The 14,997-nt window shown below is 67.6% G+C and carries 19 protein-coding genes; 8 read left to right on the forward strand and 11 right to left on the reverse strand.

The window, feature by feature from the left end:
- Position 1: 1 nt before the first annotated feature.
- The 5 genes from rpoN to BM009_RS18220 all read right to left on the reverse strand — a co-directional run bounded on the left by rpoN (position 2) and on the right by BM009_RS18220 (position 4,302).
- Entirely contained in the window at positions 2 to 1,510 is a 1,509-nt protein-coding gene (rpoN, locus tag BM009_RS18200; protein ID WP_093298369.1) for an RNA polymerase factor sigma-54, read from the reverse strand.
- 5 nt (positions 1,511 to 1,515) lie between these two features.
- Positions 1,516 to 2,298 carry an LPS export ABC transporter ATP-binding protein gene (gene lptB, locus BM009_RS18205; RefSeq protein ID WP_093298371.1) on the reverse strand — a complete coding sequence of 261 codons (783 nt, stop codon included), beginning with the start codon at positions 2,296 to 2,298 and terminating at the stop codon, positions 1,516 to 1,518.
- A gap of 125 nt (positions 2,299 to 2,423) precedes the next feature.
- Entirely contained in the window at positions 2,424 to 2,966 is a 543-nt protein-coding gene (locus BM009_RS18210; protein ID WP_093298372.1) for an LptA/OstA family protein, read from the reverse strand.
- Positions 2,966 to 3,610 carry an LPS export ABC transporter periplasmic protein LptC gene (gene lptC / locus BM009_RS18215; protein WP_093298374.1) on the reverse strand — a complete coding sequence of 215 codons (645 nt, stop codon included), beginning with the start codon at positions 3,608 to 3,610 and terminating at the stop codon, positions 2,966 to 2,968. Before lptC ends, BM009_RS18210 begins: the two co-directional genes overlap by 1 nt.
- 71 nt (positions 3,611 to 3,681) lie before the next feature.
- Positions 3,682 to 4,302 carry a ribonuclease D gene (locus tag BM009_RS18220; RefSeq protein WP_093298376.1) on the reverse strand — a complete coding sequence of 207 codons (621 nt, stop codon included), beginning with the start codon at positions 4,300 to 4,302 and terminating at the stop codon, positions 3,682 to 3,684.
- Positions 4,303 to 4,646: 344 nt separating this feature from the next.
- Between BM009_RS18220 and BM009_RS23195 the strand changes: the two genes are divergently transcribed.
- The gene (locus tag BM009_RS23195; RefSeq protein ID WP_093298377.1) at positions 4,647 to 5,471 is read left to right on the forward strand and encodes a cold-shock protein; all 825 of its coding nucleotides are present in this window, start codon (positions 4,647 to 4,649) and stop codon (positions 5,469 to 5,471) included.
- A gap of 87 nt (positions 5,472 to 5,558) precedes the next feature.
- Positions 5,559 to 6,194, forward strand: coding sequence for a DJ-1/PfpI family protein (locus BM009_RS18230; protein WP_093298379.1), 636 nt, complete (start codon positions 5,559 to 5,561; stop codon positions 6,192 to 6,194).
- On the opposite strand, the gene BM009_RS18235 is transcribed toward BM009_RS18230, so the two are convergent.
- The 4 genes from BM009_RS18235 to BM009_RS18250 form a co-directional block, all read right to left on the reverse strand.
- Positions 6,191 to 7,342 (reverse strand): sensor histidine kinase, encoded by a 1,152-nt coding sequence (locus tag BM009_RS18235; protein ID WP_093298380.1) that lies wholly within the window; start codon positions 7,340 to 7,342, stop codon positions 6,191 to 6,193. The genes BM009_RS18230 and BM009_RS18235 overlap by 4 nt on opposite strands.
- Before the next feature lie 114 nt (positions 7,343 to 7,456).
- Entirely contained in the window at positions 7,457 to 8,245 is a 789-nt protein-coding gene (locus BM009_RS18240; protein ID WP_093298573.1) for a helix-turn-helix domain-containing protein, read from the reverse strand.
- A 74-nt stretch (positions 8,246 to 8,319) separates the two neighbouring features.
- A complete protein-coding gene (locus BM009_RS18245; protein WP_093298382.1) occupies positions 8,320 to 9,897 on the reverse strand; it encodes a cisplatin damage response ATP-dependent DNA ligase in 1,578 nt (525 codons plus the stop codon).
- Between the two features lie 33 nt (positions 9,898 to 9,930).
- Positions 9,931 to 10,656: an aspartate/glutamate racemase family protein gene (locus BM009_RS18250; RefSeq protein WP_093298575.1), complete on the reverse strand. Its 726-nt coding sequence runs from the start codon at positions 10,654 to 10,656 to the stop codon at positions 9,931 to 9,933.
- 94 nt (positions 10,657 to 10,750) lie between these two features.
- On the opposite strand from BM009_RS18250, the gene BM009_RS18255 reads away from it, so the two are divergent.
- A complete protein-coding gene (locus tag BM009_RS18255; RefSeq protein ID WP_093298383.1) occupies positions 10,751 to 11,587 on the forward strand; it encodes a metallophosphoesterase in 837 nt (278 codons plus the stop codon).
- A gap of 80 nt (positions 11,588 to 11,667) precedes the next feature.
- A complete protein-coding gene (locus BM009_RS18260; RefSeq protein ID WP_093298385.1) occupies positions 11,668 to 11,979 on the forward strand; it encodes a hypothetical protein in 312 nt (103 codons plus the stop codon).
- 48 nt (positions 11,980 to 12,027) lie between these two features.
- Here BM009_RS18260 and BM009_RS18265 read toward each other — a convergent pair whose 3' ends face one another.
- Positions 12,028 to 12,522, reverse strand: coding sequence for a Dps family protein (locus tag BM009_RS18265; RefSeq protein WP_093298386.1), 495 nt, complete (start codon positions 12,520 to 12,522; stop codon positions 12,028 to 12,030).
- Between the two features lie 252 nt (positions 12,523 to 12,774).
- Between BM009_RS18265 and rpmG the strand changes: the two genes are divergently transcribed.
- Entirely contained in the window at positions 12,775 to 12,942 is a 168-nt protein-coding gene (rpmG, locus tag BM009_RS18270; protein ID WP_010125625.1) for a 50S ribosomal protein L33, read from the forward strand.
- Positions 12,943 to 13,030: 88 nt separating this feature from the next.
- On the opposite strand, the gene BM009_RS18275 is transcribed toward rpmG, so the two are convergent.
- A complete protein-coding gene (locus tag BM009_RS18275; protein ID WP_093298388.1) occupies positions 13,031 to 13,408 on the reverse strand; it encodes a response regulator in 378 nt (125 codons plus the stop codon).
- Between the two features lie 34 nt (positions 13,409 to 13,442).
- Between BM009_RS18275 and BM009_RS18280 the strand changes: the two genes are divergently transcribed.
- The 3 genes from BM009_RS18280 to BM009_RS18290 are packed head-to-tail and all read left to right on the forward strand — an operon-like array spanning position 13,443 to position 14,824.
- Positions 13,443 to 13,709, forward strand: a complete 267-nt coding sequence (locus BM009_RS18280) for a DUF3572 family protein (RefSeq protein ID WP_093298389.1) — start codon at positions 13,443 to 13,445, stop codon at positions 13,707 to 13,709.
- Positions 13,706 to 14,317, forward strand: coding sequence for a hypothetical protein (locus BM009_RS18285; protein WP_093298391.1), 612 nt, complete (start codon positions 13,706 to 13,708; stop codon positions 14,315 to 14,317). The genes BM009_RS18280 and BM009_RS18285 overlap by 4 nt, the downstream gene beginning before the upstream one ends.
- 42 nt (positions 14,318 to 14,359) lie before the next feature.
- The gene (locus BM009_RS18290) at positions 14,360 to 14,824 is read left to right on the forward strand and encodes a RidA family protein (protein ID WP_093298392.1); all 465 of its coding nucleotides are present in this window, start codon (positions 14,360 to 14,362) and stop codon (positions 14,822 to 14,824) included.
- Positions 14,825 to 14,997: the final 173 nt, after the last annotated feature.

Genomic DNA, 14,997 nt, shown 5'->3' on the forward strand with positions numbered 1-14,997 from the left:
ATCAACCCGCTCCTTCGAGTGCCTTCTGGCGCCGGCGTTGCACCGAGCTGCCAATGCCCATCGCCTCGCGATATTTCGCGACCGTGCGCCGGGCGATATCGAAGCCCTTCGCATTGAGCATTTCCACGAGCGTATCGTCCGAAAGAATTTTCTTCGGGTCCTCGGCAGCGATCAGCGTTTTGATCGCGCTCTTCACCGCCTCCGCCGACACCGCCTCGCCGCCATCCGCCGACTGGATCGCGCTGGTGAAGAAATATTTCAGTTCGAAGAGGCCGCGCGCGCAGCTGAGATATTTGTTGCTGGTGACCCGGCTGACCGTCGATTCGTGCATCTCGATCGCGTCGGCCACCTGGCGCAGGGTCAGTGGGCGGAGATGCGCGACGCCTTTCAGGAAGAAGCCTTCCTGCTGCTTCACGATCTCGCTCGCCACCTTGATGATCGTGCGCTGGCGCTGATCGAGCGCCTTGACCAGCCAATTGGCGCTGGCGAGCATGTCGGTGAGCCAAGCCTTGCTCGCCTTGTCCTGCTTGCCCCCCGAGACCTCGGCATAATAGGCCCGGTTGACCAGCAGCCGCGGCAGCGTCGCCGCGTTGATCTCCACCGCCCAGCCAGTGCCGCGCCGCGCGACGAAGATGTCGGGGGTCACCGCCGGCACCGGATCGCCGCCATAGCGGCAGCCGGGCTTGGGATCGTAGTTGCGCAGCTCGCGGATCATGTCGGCGAGATCCTCGTCGTCGACATTGCAGATCCGCCGCAGCCGGGCGAGATCGCCGCGCGCGACCAGTTCGAGATTGTCGATCAGCCGCGCCATGCGCGGATCGTAGCGATCCGCCTCCTTGGCCTGGAGCGCGAGGCATTCGGCGAGGTCGCGCGCGCCGACGCCGGTGGGATCGAAGGTCTGGATCACTGCCAGCACCCCCTCGACCCGCGCGAGCGGCACGCCCAGCCGCTCGGCGATCTCGCGCAGCGGCACGGTAAGGTAGCCGCATTCGTCGATCTGGTCGATCAGATGCTGGGCGATGAACAGGTCGGGGCCCGAGACGCTCGAGCCCGCCTGGGCGAGCAGATGGTCGGCAAGGCTGAGGTCGCCGCTCCCGAGGCTGTCGAGATCGGAGCCCTCCTCCGATCCGCCGCCGCCGGCGCCGGTCATCCCGAGCCCGCCGTCGAGCCCGCCGATCGAGTCGCTGGCCGAATCATGGTGGAAGGCTTCGGTGGCGAGATCGACGTCGAGCGCCGCCTCCCCGCTCGCCTCGCCGCCGCCGAGGATCAGCTCGCTCGCATCGGCCGGGCCGTCGCGCGGCTCGAAATCGTCAGCGCTGTCGGCAGGCTCCGGCGGGCCGCCGTCGTCGCTGCCCTGCGCGTCGAGCAGCGGGTTGCGCTCGACTTCCTCGGCGATGAAGGTCTCGATCTCGAGGTTGGACAGCGCCAGCAGCTTGATCGCCTGCTGGAGCTGCGGCGTCATCACCAGCGATTGCGACTGGCGCAGATCGAGGCGAGGCGCGAGACTCATGCGGCTTAGAGCGAGAAGCTTTCGCCGAGATAGAGGCGGCGGACATTCTCGTCGCGCACCAGATCGTCGGGCGAGCCCGCGAACAGCACGCGGCCATCATAGATGATATAGCCGCGATCGACGATTTCGAGCGTCTCGCGGACATTATGGTCGGTGATCAGCACGCCGATGCCGCGCTGCTTGAGCTGCTTCACCAGGTCGCGAATGTCGGAGATCGAGATCGGATCGATGCCCGCGAACGGCTCGTCGAGCAGGATGATCGTCGGATTCGCGGCCAGCGCGCGGGCGATTTCGGCGCGGCGCCGCTCGCCGCCCGAAAGCGCCATCGCCGGCGAGGTGCGCAGGCGGGTGAGGCCGAACTCGTCGAGTAGTTCCTCGAGCCGCGCCTGACGCGCATCGCGGTCCGGCTCGGCGAGTTCGAGCACCGCGGCGATGTTCTTTTCGACGCTGAGGCCGCGGAAGATCGAGGTTTCCTGCGGCAGATAGCCGAGGCCCAGGATCGCGCGGCGGTACATCGGCAGACGGGTGATGTCCTCGCCGTCCAGCATGATGCGGCCGCTGTCGGGCTTCACCAGTCCCATCACCGAATAGAAGCAGGTCGTCTTGCCCGCACCGTTCGGGCCGAGCAGGCCGACCACTTCGCCACGGCCCACCGATACGGAAACGTCGGTGAGCACCGTGCGCTTGTCGTAGGACTTGGCGATCGAGACGACCGCAAGGCCGCGATCGGGCAGCGGCACGGGATCCGGGGCGGAGCTTTCGGGGGCGGCGATGGCGACGTCGGTCATGACGGGTCCTGCAAGGGTAACGCTGTTCTGGTCCCCGCCAAGCGCGTGGCCGCTTGGCAAGGTTCCTGCATGATAACGCGCACAAAGGGAAGACAGTGCACGGCGTGCCGTGGCATTGCCCCGTCTTACTGCTTCGACGCGTCGCGATTGGGCACGGAGAAGCGGCCGGTCACGCGACCGCCCGAATTCTGCGTGCTCGGGCCCGCCGGTGCGCCGCCGAAGGTGGCTCGGCTGGTGTCGAGGTTGATCGTCAGCCGCGGACCCGCCGCATTGGCGACGTTCGACCCGGCCTGCTGCAGCGTGACGTTGCCGATCATCGTGATGATCCGCCGGTCGACATCGTACACGGCATAGCTGGAGCGCGCGGTCTGGTTGGGCCGGGTAACGGTGACGCCGCCGGTCGCGTCGAGGCGTGAGGCCTGGGGCGAGCCGTTGAGTGCGCTGCCGCTATACGCGACGGTCACCCGTGCGGCGCGGAGCGTCATGTCCGACTGCTTGATGACGACGCCGCCGCTCAGGATCGCGCGGTTGGCCTTGTCGTCGAGCTGGATGTTCTTCGCATCGAAATCGATCGGAGCGTTCGAATCGTGCCGCGCCTGCGCCACCGCGGGAACAGCGGCGAGCAGCAGCGGCAGCCCGAGGGCGAGCGGAGCGAGAGCGCGGGTCATCAGGGCCTCCTTGCCGGCTTCGGCGTCATCCGCAAGTGCGCATTGCCTTCGAGCGAGATCAGACGCTTGTCGAGATCGGCACGCAGGCGATCGGCGCGGAAAGTGCCGGTGGGCGTATCGCCGGTCACCGCCCCGCCGCTTTCCAGCTGCCGCGTCTTCAGGTCGATCGTCGCGTCATGGGTGTTGAGCAGATAGCCGTCGCTCGTCTGGAAGCGAATCGGCCCGTCGATCATCATCTGATCGGTATTGAGATTGTAGCGGCCGTGATTCGCCACCAGCGTGGCGGGGCCGTCGGTGAGGCTCAGCCGCGCGTTGAGCTGGTTGAGCTGCACCACCGGTTCCGCCGAACTCTTCTGCACCGCGGAGCCCGCATGCAGCTCGAACTGGCGGCCCTTGGAATCCTCGCCGCGATAATCGGCAGCGACGATCTTCAGCCGCTCGGGCGACATCGCCACCTTGTTCTTGTCGAGCACGAAGCTAACGTCGCCGCCCATGAACAAGGGCGCGCTGACCAGAAACGCGGCGAGCGCGCCGATCAGGACCGGCAGCAGCACCAGCGCGATGCGCACGGCACGATCGTGGCTGCTCCCGGGATGGGCCCAGGCGCGGTTCTGCGTGGTCAATCGGGCGGCGATCTCAGACATAGGCTCCCTTGTGGGGAGCCGAAACGGCCGAGACAACTACTCGATCCCTGCCGTCAAGAATGGCCGTGCGCTCACGCATGGGCGAAGATATCCACCTCGGGCCAGCCGGCGATATCGAGCTCGGCGCGCCAGGGCAGGAAGTCGAAACAGGCCTGCGCCATTTCGGTGCGACCCTCGCGCTCGAGTCGCTTGTCCAGCTCGACCTTCATCGCGTGGAGGAAGCGCACGTCGGACGCGGCATAATCGCGCTGAGCATCAGACAGATCCGGGCCGCCCCAGTCCGAAGACTGCTGCTGCTTGGAAATCTCCGCACCAACCAGATCGCGCGCCAGGTCCTTGAGGCCATGGCGATCGGTATAGGTGCGCACCAGCCGCGAGGCGATCTTGGTGCAATAGACCGGTCCGGCGGTGACGCCGAGATAGAAGCGAATCGCCGCCAGATCGAATCGGGCGAAGTGATAGAGCTTCAGCCGCTCCGGATCGGCCAGCACCGCGCGCAGGTTCGGCGCGGCATAGTTGGACTGCGGGCCAAAGCGCACCAGGTGCTCGTCGCCCGACCCGTCGGACAGCTGGACCAGGCACAGCCGGTCGCGCGGCGTGATCAGGCCCATCGTCTCCGTATCGACGGCGATGGCGGCGCCGGGCGCGAACACGCCTTCCGGCAGGTCTTCTTCGTGGAAATGGACGGTCATCGGGTTCGCGTAGCGGGGTTGGCGCCGCACCTCAATGCTTTGCCGTGCCTGCACGGCTTTGCATTTTGCGATTCGAAGGGATAGAGGGCGCATCCGACCGGCTGGCCGGGTCCAACTGGTCGCGAAAATGGCACGGTTCACGCGCGGCCAACCCTGAAAGCGTGGCACGGCGGACACTTTCCTGCCGCAAAGCGGCCATGCGCGCGATTTTCGTTCGCGCACCCGATTTTTTTGGGTTATGACATGCAGTGTGGCGCTACGTTAGTGCCGTAAGACCTGCGTTTTTCGTCCGGCGCTCGGTTTTGATTGGTAGTTTGAGGGCGAACCGGGAAGACGAACAGGGCATGAGTTTCGATAGAGGACGTCGCGGCGAGCGCGGTGGGCGCGGCAGAGACAAGCGCGATGGTTTCGGCGACGATAACTTCGGCGGCGGCAGCAGCTTCGGCGGCGGCGGCTTCGAAGATCGTGGCGGCTTCGGTGGCGGCAATCGTGGCGGCTTCGGCGGCGGCGGTGGCGGTGGCTTCCGCAGCGGCGGCGGCTTCGGCGGCGGCGGCGGTGGTGGCGGCTTCGGCGGCGGCGGCGGCGGCGGTGGTTTCCGCGGCGGCGGCGGCGGTGGCGGCGGCATGCCCCCCCAGGTGATCGGCGAAGGCACCGGCGTGGTGAAGTTCTTCAACGCGCAAAAGGGCTTCGGCTTCATCGTTCGCGATGACGGTGGCGAAGACGTGTTCGTGCACATCTCGGCCGTCGAGCAGGCGGGCCTGACCGCGCTGGCCGAAGGCCAGCCGCTCGGCTTCACGCTCGTCGATCGCGGGGGCCGCATCTCGGCGACCACGCTGAAGATCGATGGCGAGCCGATGGCGGTTACCGAGCGCGCCCCGCGCGAGGATTCGCAGGGTGGCGGCTTCGGCGGCGACCGCGGTGCTCCGCGTGGCGGCCCGCAGCGCCAGCTGACCGGCGAGAAGGCGACCGGCACGGTCAAGTTCTTCAACGCGATGAAGGGCTTCGGCTTCATCCAGCGCGATGACGGACAGCCCGATGCGTTCGTGCACATCTCGGCCGTCGAGCGCGCCGGCATGCCGACGCTCAACGAAGGCGACCGGCTCGAGTTCGAGCTGGAGGTTGATCGTCGCGGCAAGTACGCAGCGGTGAACCTGTCGCCGCAGCAGTAACCCGAACGGGCTACTGACGGATCGAAGAGGCCGGGCGGCAACGTCCGGCCTTTTCTGTGTTTGGAGACACTCGCTGGAGAGACGCCCGTGCAGATCGCCGTTCTGACCTTTGATGGGTTCAACGAGCTGGACAGCTTCGTGGCGGCGGCGATCCTCAACCGGATGCGCGCGCGAGGCTGGGCCGCGCACATCACCTGCCCGACCGAGGAGGTGACCTCGCTCAACGGCGTGACGGTGCGCCGGCAGCGGCCGCTGTCCTTCGCCGCGGAAGCCGACGCGGTGATCATCGGCAGCGGCAGCAAGACCCGCGAGATCGCGGCCGACGCCGATCTGCTCGCACAGATCCGGCTCGATCCGGCGCGCCAGCTGATCGGCGCACAATGTTCGGGCACGCTGTTGCTCGCCAGGCTCGGCCTGATCGGCACCCTGCCCGCCTGCACCGATCTTACCACCAAGCCCTGGGTGGTCGAGGCCGGGGTCGAGGTGCTGGACGCGCCCTTCGTGGCGCATGGCAATGTCGCGACCGCGGGCGGCTGCCTGGCTTCGCAATATCTCGCCGCCTGGATGCTCGCGCGCGGGGGTTCGCTCGAAGCGGCGCGAGAGGCGATCCATTATGTCGCGCCGGTCGGCGAAAAGGAGGCGACGGTCACTCGCATTCTCGGCGTCATCGCGCCGTTCCTCGCCGGGGCGGACAGCACGGCATCGGATCGCGTCGACGCTTAGGCAGTCCCGTCGCCGGGCGCGACCCGCTCTTCGAACAGCGCCGGTGCCGCCGCCTCGATCGAACATACCAGCCCGTCCGGCGCGAAATCGAGCCGCACCTGTGCCTTGAGATCGCCGGCCAAAGCGCGTTCGAGCATGCGCGTGCCGAAACCGCGACGCGTAGGCGGAGTCACCGCAGGGCCGCCCCGCTCGCGCCACTCCAGCAGCAGCCTGGGTGGCCCCTCCTCCAACCGCCAGCTGAAATCGACTCGGCCCGCCTCGGTCGAGAGTGCGCCATATTGGATCGCATTGGTGGAAAGCTCGTGCAGTGCCATCGCCACGGTCACTGCGACGCGCGATTCGAGCCAGATCGTCGGGCCGCCCGTCCGCACCCGATCGGCGACGCCGCTCGAATCGAGCGCGCCTTCGGCCACATCGGCCAGCTCGGCCTTTCCCCAGTGGACGCGCGTCAACGTGTCATGGGCGCGCGCAAGTGCCGCCAGCCTCCCCTCGAACGCCAGTTGCGCGGCGGCGGGATCGGGGTTGCGGCCGATCGTCTGCCGCGCAAGCGATTGCACAACGGAAAGCATGTTCTTCACGCGATGGTTGAGCTCGTCGATCAGCAGGCGCTGCCGCCGCTCGGCCTCGACCAGGGCCCGTTCCGCCGCGCGCAGCGCGGTAGAGGCGAAATCGTAGCAGATCACGCCCTGTCGCCCTTCGGGCAAGCGTGCGCGGTGGAGTTCCCACGCATAGCCGTCGACCTGCTCCCCACCGGCACGCGGCTCGACGAACGCGTCCGAGCGATAGGGCTCGCCGGTCTCCAGCGTATGACGGAATTGACCGACAATCTCCTGCGCGACCGCTTCCGGCCACAGGATGCGCATCGCTTCCTCGAACGGTCGGCCGATCACCGGACGCACATTCTGGAACGCTCCTTCCTGGCTGCGCGCGTTCATCGCCACGATCGTCAGCGAATCGTCGACGAGATAGATGCCGAACGGGCATTTGTTGATCAGCTCGACGAAGATCTCGCCCTGCCGCGCGCTATGCTCGGCGACCTCGCGGACCCAGGCTTCGGGCGCATCGCCGGCGACGCGCCGTAGCAGCGCATCCCGCCCGCTGAAGCGTTCCGACAATGCCGCGGATTCGAAGCCCGATCTGGTCGGCATTGCATCTCCTCGGGGGAACGGCCCCGCCGAAGCGCGGACACGGAACGTGCAAGCGGTTCCCCGAGGGTCTTACCGTTGCGGGCGAGCGCTTGTCCAATCGCGCCCGCGCGCCGGTCAGCGGATGAAGTACCCGATCACGCGCCAGCCGCTGCCTTCCCGCACGAGCATGACCGTCTCGACCGAATTGGGGCGGTCCGCGAACGCGGTCTGGAACTTCAGGATTTCATAGTCGCCGTCGGGCGCCCCGGGCAGCGTCTTGCTCTTGAGCACCGATTCGAACGTGCGCGACACCACCGCGCCCAGCGGCTTCCGGACCGGCGTCACCATCTCGGCCCAGCGCGCGTCGGAAACCTGGGCGCGGAACATGCCGGCAGCGGCCTGCCAGCTCTCCTGCCATTTGCCCTGATCGACCAGCGCCACCCAGGCCAAGGCGGCATCGAGGCTGGCGGGCGTGTTCTCGGCGGCAGGTGCGGTGACAGGCGCCTGCGGGGCCGGGGCGGACGGGGCGTGCAGCGCGATCGCGGCGACGGCGGCGATGAACAGCGACATGATGAGCATTCCTCCACTCAGCCAGGCGAGCCGGGGCAATCGTTGCGGCCGGACCGCTGGCAGATCGGGAGAAGCCATGAATACCGGCGCCGGCGACACCCCGAACGGCGCGTCCCCAGGTTTTTGGGGGTCCGCCGCTTCGCTTTCGGCCAGTCTCCGCGCGGCTTCGCGGCTGCTGGCCACGCCCAGCTTCCGCCGCGCATCGCGCAGCCGCTCGTTGACGGTGTGGACGGAGAGGCCGAGTTCGCGCGCGATCGACTTGGCGTCGTGCCCGGCGAGCAGCAGGCGAAGCGTCGTCTTCTCGCGCTCGGTCAGCGCCCTGTCGTCGCGCAGATGCGGCGATGCGTCCCCCATGCCCATGCCCGCTTGTACGAAGCGGCGCAGGGGCCCGCCAGCCTCCCCCGCGCGGACCCCAAGAAATTTGTCCCTCAGGTCACCATCCGGCGCAGACCCGCAATGGTGTCCGCCTCGGCGACGGGCTTGTCGGTGCGGATACGAGCGATTCGCGGGAAGCGCATCGCCAGCCCCGATTTGTGCCGCTTCGATTCGTGGATCGAATCGAACGCCACTTCCAGCACCAGCGACTTGTCGGTCTCGCGCACCGGGCCGAAGCGATTGACCGTGTGGGTGCGGACATGGCGGTCGAGCCATTTCAGCTCCTCGTCGGTGAAGCCGAAATAGGCCTTGCCGACAGGGAGCAGTTCGCCGCTCTCGGTCCAGGCCCCGAAAGTGAAGTCCGAATAGAAGCTGCTGCGCTTGCCCGAGCCGCGCTGGGCATACATCAGCACGCAATCGGCGGTGAGCGGATCGCGCTTCCACTTGTACCACAGCCCGACCCGGCGTCCGGTGACGTAGGGGGAATCGCGGCGCTTGAGCATCACGCCTTCGATCGCCGCATCGCGCGCGCCGGCGCGGATTTCCTCGAGCGCGGCGAAATCGGCGGCATCGATCACGGCGGAAAGGTCGAAGCGTTCGGCATCGAGGCCGGGGACGAACGCCTCCAGCCGCGCGCGGCGCGCATGCCAGGGCAGCTCGCGGACGTCCTCGGTCCCGTCGAAGAGGATGTCGTAGAGGCGGACGAAGGCGGGAAACTCGGCCAGCGTCTTGGCGGAGACGATTTTGCGCCCCAGCCGCTGCTGGAGCGCGTTGAAGCTGCCCGCCTCGCCCCCCTGCACCTCGCCGCGGACCAGCAGCTCGCCGTCGAGCACGCCTGGCGTGGCGAACGCCGCGGCTACTTCGGGGAAGCTGCGGGTGATGTCGTCGCCCGCCCGGCTGTAGAGCCGGGTCTCGCCGCCGGCATGGACGAGCTGGACGCGGATGCCGTCCCACTTCCACTCCGCCGCATAGTCGGAGAGGCTGACCTGCGTCTCCTCCAGCGGGTGCGCGAGCATGAAGGGGCGGAACACCGGCACGTCCTGCACGCGCGGCTGCGCCGCACGGCCTTCGGCCCAGTCGAACAGCCGGTCATAGGGCGGGTGCAGCCCGTGCCACACTTCCTCCACCGCATCGACGTCGAGCCCGAAGGCCTGGGCGAGCGCGGTCTTGGCCAGCCGTGCGGAGATGCCGACGCGCAGGGCGCCGGTCGCCAGCTTGAGCAACGCATAGCGCTCGTCCGATTCGAGCCGGTCGAGCATCGCCGCCAGCACGCCCGGTGCATCGGAGCGCGACAGGGCACCCAGCGTCGACACCACTTGCGACAGTGTGAGCGGCGCGCTTTCGGGCGGCGGGACGTGCGGCTCGGGCCAGAGCAGCGCGATGGTCTCGGCCGAGTCGCCGACGAAATCGCGGCTCATGCCGTACAGCACCGGATCGACCCGCGATTCGATCATCGCGCGGAGCAGCGCCGGCTTCACCGCCGGCAGGTCGAGCGCGCCGGTCAGCGCCGCCATCGCCCAGCCGCGATCCGGATCGGGCGTCACGCGCAGATAGTCGCCGATCAGGCGGAGCTTGGCATTGCGCGAGCGGGTGTAGATCAGCCGGTCGAGCAGGTCGGCAAAAGCGCGCATGGTCAAGTAGATGGGTGCGCGGGGCGGAGGGCGCTAGACCTTGGCCTTGCCATGCGAGTCGTTTGGCGCCGCCAGGATCCAGTCCACCGCCGCAGCGGCGTGGAGCGCGGTCGTGTCGAAAACCGGCACGGGGCTGTCTTCGGCACCGATCAGCAGCATGATCTCCGTGCAGCCCAGGATCACCGCCTCGGCCCCGGCGGCGACCAGCCGTTGGATGATCGCGCGATACGCCGCCCGCGAGTCGGCGATGACCTTGCCGGCGACCAGCTCCTCGTAGATCACGCGGTGCACGACGGCGCGATCCGCGATGTCGGGAACGAGCACGCGCAACCCGTGCCGTTCTGCCAAGCGATCCTTGTAGAAGGCCTGTTCCATGGTGAAGGCGGTGCCGAGCAGGCCGACCGTGGTGAAGCCGGCCGCCTTGATTCGTTCGGCGGTCGGATCGGCGATGTGCAGCAGCGGCATCTCCACGGCAGCCTCCACCTGCGCCGCCAGCCGGTGCATCGTGTTGGTGCAGATCAGCAGGCCCTCGGCACCGCCGGCCTCGAGCCGCTGCGCCGCATCGACGAGCCGGTTGCCCAGCGCGTCCCAGTCGCCGAGGTGCTGCAGCGCCTCGATCTCGGCGAAGTCGAACGACCAGAGCAGGCAGCGTGCCGAGGCGGTCGGTCCCAGTCGGTCGCGTACGCCCTGATTGAGGATGCGATAATATTCCGCCGAGCTTTCCCAGCTCATCCCGCCGATCAGTCCGATCATCCGCATGCCGGCAGCGTGCCACGACCGGCCGCCGACATCCACCGCCGGATTGCCGCCGACCGGGGTACGAAAATCGCGCGCCTTGTTCTAGGGCCGGCACATGAAGCGTTTCCTCCTGTGCCTGCTCGCGCTGATCCTGCTGCTCGGCGGCATTCTCGGCTTCGGCCTCTCGACGGCGATGCGCGACCCCGTCGTGCGCCGGCTGACCATCCACATGCGCGACTGGCCGAAGGGCGCGGCGCCGATGCGCGTGGTGCTGATCAGCGACCTGCACGTCGCCGGCCCCGAAACGCCGCCGTCCCGGCTCGCGCGCATCGTCGGCCAGGTCAACGCGCTGCGGCCGGACCTGGTGCTGATCGCCGGCGACATCGAGCAGTATCGGCGGGTGACGACGCGCGTCTATGACGCGGAAGAGGCGACCGCGCCGCTCGCCGCACTGCGCGCGCGCCATGGCGTGGTCGCGGTGCTCGGCAACCATGATTATGGGCGATTCGACAAGACCGATCTGCTGCCGTGGCTGAAGAAGCAGCACATCACCCTGCTGCGCAATGATGCGGTGCGCCGGGGTGTGCTGACGATCGCCGGCGCCGACGATCTCTACCATGGCAAATATCGGGAAAGCCGCATGGATCGCGCCGCGCGGGCGCTGCCCGGCCCCACCGTGGTGCTGAGCCACACGCCCGACATCGCGCCCACGCTCCCCGCGCGCTATCCGCTGGTGCTGGCGGGACATACCCATTGCGGCCAGATCGTGCCGCCGCTGATCGGGCCGATCACCGCCTCGTCCAACTATGGCCTGCGCTATGTCTGCGGGCTGATTCGCGAGCCTGGCCGCGACGTGCTGGTCACCGCGGGAATCGGCACCAGTGGCGTGCCGCTGCGGATCGGCGCGGTGCCCGATTTCTGGCTGCTGACCTTCGACGGGCCGGCGCGCTGAGGATTCGCAAAGCTGCCTTATTTCGCCCCTAGCGTCTCGCTCGGGCGCGCGTTGCGCCCGTCCAGGGAGGGCTTTTTCCGATGAAGTTTCTTGTCGCAGGCGCGATCGCCGCTGCCATGCTGAGCCCCGCCGCCATGGCGCAGCAGACCCCCGCACCGGCGGCCGCCCCGGCAGCCGCAACCAAGTTCAGCCTCGATACGCCGATCGAGACGCTGCTCGCCGACGAAAAGGCCAAGGCGGTGCTCGACACCGATATTCCCGGCCTGTCGTCGCACCCGGCGCTCGACCAGTTCAAGGCGATGAGCCTGAAGGCGGTGCAGCCCTTCTCGAACGGCGCATTGACCGACGAGATGCTGAAGAAGGTCGAGACCGACCTCGCCGCCCTCAAATAAGCGGCAGACGGCCGGCGCTCCCGGAGGGGGCGCCGGCCGCTGTCAGGCTCAGCCCTTGCGGCTGGCCTCGAACAGGAACCAGGCGCGCTCTTCGGCCTGGTCGGTCCATTCGTCGACGATGCCGCTGGTGGCATTGTCCTTGGCCTCTTCGGCCGCTTCCTTCACCGCGCGGAAGCTCTCGACCAGCTTGAGATTGTCGTCGCGCAGCTCGGCCAGCATGTCGCCGGGTGCGACGAACTCGGCGTCATTGTCCGAGATGGTCTGGCGGCGCGCGATGTCGCCGATCGAGCGCAGCGTGGTGTTGCCGGTCTTGCGGACGCGCTCGGCGATCGCATCGGTCACCCCCAGGATCTGCGCGGCCTGGTCGTCGAGCATCAGGTGATAGTCGCGGAAGTGCGGGCCCGAGACGTGCCAGTGGAAGTTCTTGGTCTTGAAATACAGCGTGAAACAGTCCGCCAGCGCGCTGTTCAGGGCATCGGCAACGCTCTTGGTGTCGTTGCGGTTGAGGTCGGTCGGCGTCGCGAGTGCGGGGTTTTCGGCCATGGTGTATCCTCCTGAAGGCGGTCGATTCGTTGCCCTAACGATCGGGATATAGAGTCGGGTTCCGCCGAGGAAACAGCCATACCCTAGGATAAACCCGATCAAGCTGATCGATAGATTCGATGCGGCGCACAGGCGCTTCGGCGCCAACACACTTGACTTTCCCAGACGATTCGCGCATCCGCTCCCCCCTGTCAGCGGTGTGCCACAAGCGCGCCGCTCTTTTCTTTTCGCACGAATCAAGGGTTCCGGGTCATGGCAAAGCCGACCACCGTAAAGATCAAGCTCGTCAGCACGGCGGATACGGGCTTCTTCTATGTCACCAAGAAGAATCCGCGCACCCAGACCGAGAAGCTCAGCTTCCGCAAGTACGATCCGGTCGTGCGCAAGCATGTCGACTTCAAGGAAGCGAAGATCAAGTAAGGCTGCCGGGCGCGCAGGCCGCGCCCGCGCTGTTTGATCGCATCGCGCCGGATCCTCACGGGTCCGGCGTTTTCGCTGCATCGATCGTCTATTCCTCGATCGCGGCCATCAGCTTTTCGACCTGGTCGACGAACCGCGCCAGCGAGATCGGCTTGGCGACATAGGAGCGCGCGCCCGCCGCGCGAATCCGTTCCTCGTCCTCATGGCTCGAATAGGCGGTCACCGCCATGATCGGGATGCGGCCGAGCACCGGATCGGCCTGCATCTGGCCGATCAGCTCGAAGCCGGTGACGTGCGGCAGCTGCACGTCCATGATCACCAGATGCGGCTTGAACCGGCGCGCGGTGGGCACGGCTTCCCGCCCGTCGCGGACCGGCTCGGCTTCATAGCCATGCGCGCGCAACAGGTCGCAGAACAGCTTCAGGTTCAATTCGTTGTCCTCGACAACGAGCACTCTTTTTGGCACGCGCTACCCCTACTCTGCGGGGCGGTGTTAGGCGATGGCGGGCGACGTGACAAATCCCGAAACGGTAGCGCTGCAGGCACTCGTCTGGATTCTAAGTGATTCTGGCCGAGCCGCGCGCCTGCTGGACCTGACGGGGCTCGATCCCGCGACGCTGCGCGCCCGCGCCGGCGAACCTGCGCTGCTCGCCGCCGCGCTCGGCTTTCTCGAATCCTACGAGCCAGATCTGATCGCCTGCGCCGACGCGCTCGATCTTTCCCCCGCGGTGCTGGTCGATGCCCGCCGCCAGCTGGAACGTGCATGAAACCGCTGCTGATCACCGATTGCGACGAAGTCCTGCTGCACATGGTCCGCCACTTCGGCGAATGGCTGGGCGACAACCACGACATCGATTTCGCGCTCAACGGCAGCGAGTTCGAGGGCGCGATGCGGCGCCGCGGCGACGGCAGCACGCTGGAAGGCCCGGAGATGTGGGCGCTGCTCGACGGCTTCTTCCCCAATGAAATGGATCGCCAGACGCTGGTGCCCCACGCCCGCGAGGCTTTGGCGCGCATCGCCGAGGTGGCGGACATCGTCGTGCTCACCAATTTGCAGGACCATTGCCGCGACCACCGCATCACCCAGCTGGCGAATCACGGCATCGTCCACCGGGTAGAGTGCAACCAGGGCGGCAAGGGCACGCCCGTGGCGCGGCTGGTCGAGGAGCATGGCGCATCGGTGGCGGTGTTCGTCGACGATCTAGCCACCCATCACGAATCGGTCGCCAAGCATGCGCCTGACGTGTTCCGGCTGCACATGGTCGCCGAGCCGAGCCTCGCGCCCAAGGTGCCCCCTGCCCCGCATGCCCATGCCCGCATCGACGACTGGCGGGAGGCGCAGGACTGGATCCTAGAGCGCTTCGCCCGGGCCTGAGCGGGCCTTGACCCTGCCCGCGCCCGGTGGTTGGGTCGCGCCATGACCACTGCCATCGATCACAAGCTCGCCGAGCTCGGCCTCGCCCTTCCCGAGGCCGCTGCTCCCGTCGCCGCCTATGTTCCGGTCGTCGAAGCCGGCGGGCTGCTCCACGTCTCGGGCCAGCTGCCGTTCAAGGACGGCGCGCTGATGACCGGCCGCCTCGGCGAGGACCGCGACATCGCCTTCGGCACCGAAGCGGCGCAGCGCTGCGGCCTGATGCTGATCGCCCAGATCAAGAAGGCGCTCGACGGCGACCTGTCGCGGGTCAAGCGCGTGGTGAAGCTCGGCGTGTTCGTGAACTCCACTGCCGACTTCACCGATCAGCCCAAGGTCGCCAATGGCGCGTCGGAGCTGATGCAGGCGCTGTTCGGCGAGGCCGGCCGCCACGCCCGCAGCGCCGTGGGCGTCGCCGCCTTGCCGCTGGGTGCCGCCGTCGAAGTCGACGCGATCCTCGAACTCGCCTGATTTTCCACCGCTTCTTCGGTCCCTTCGCGGCCGACGAAGCGGCACGCCTGTGGCGGACCAGCAACAGTCCGTTACAATCGGCGCTAGGAAAACTATAAACTATTGTGCGCTACCGCCCGGTTCGGGCAATCTTTTGTTGCAATTCGGAAGTCGCCGGGACGTAGAGCCCAGCA

This window comes from Sphingomonas sp. NFR04 (assembly GCF_900114095.1).
Lineage (GTDB): Bacteria > Pseudomonadota > Alphaproteobacteria > Sphingomonadales > Sphingomonadaceae > Sphingomonas.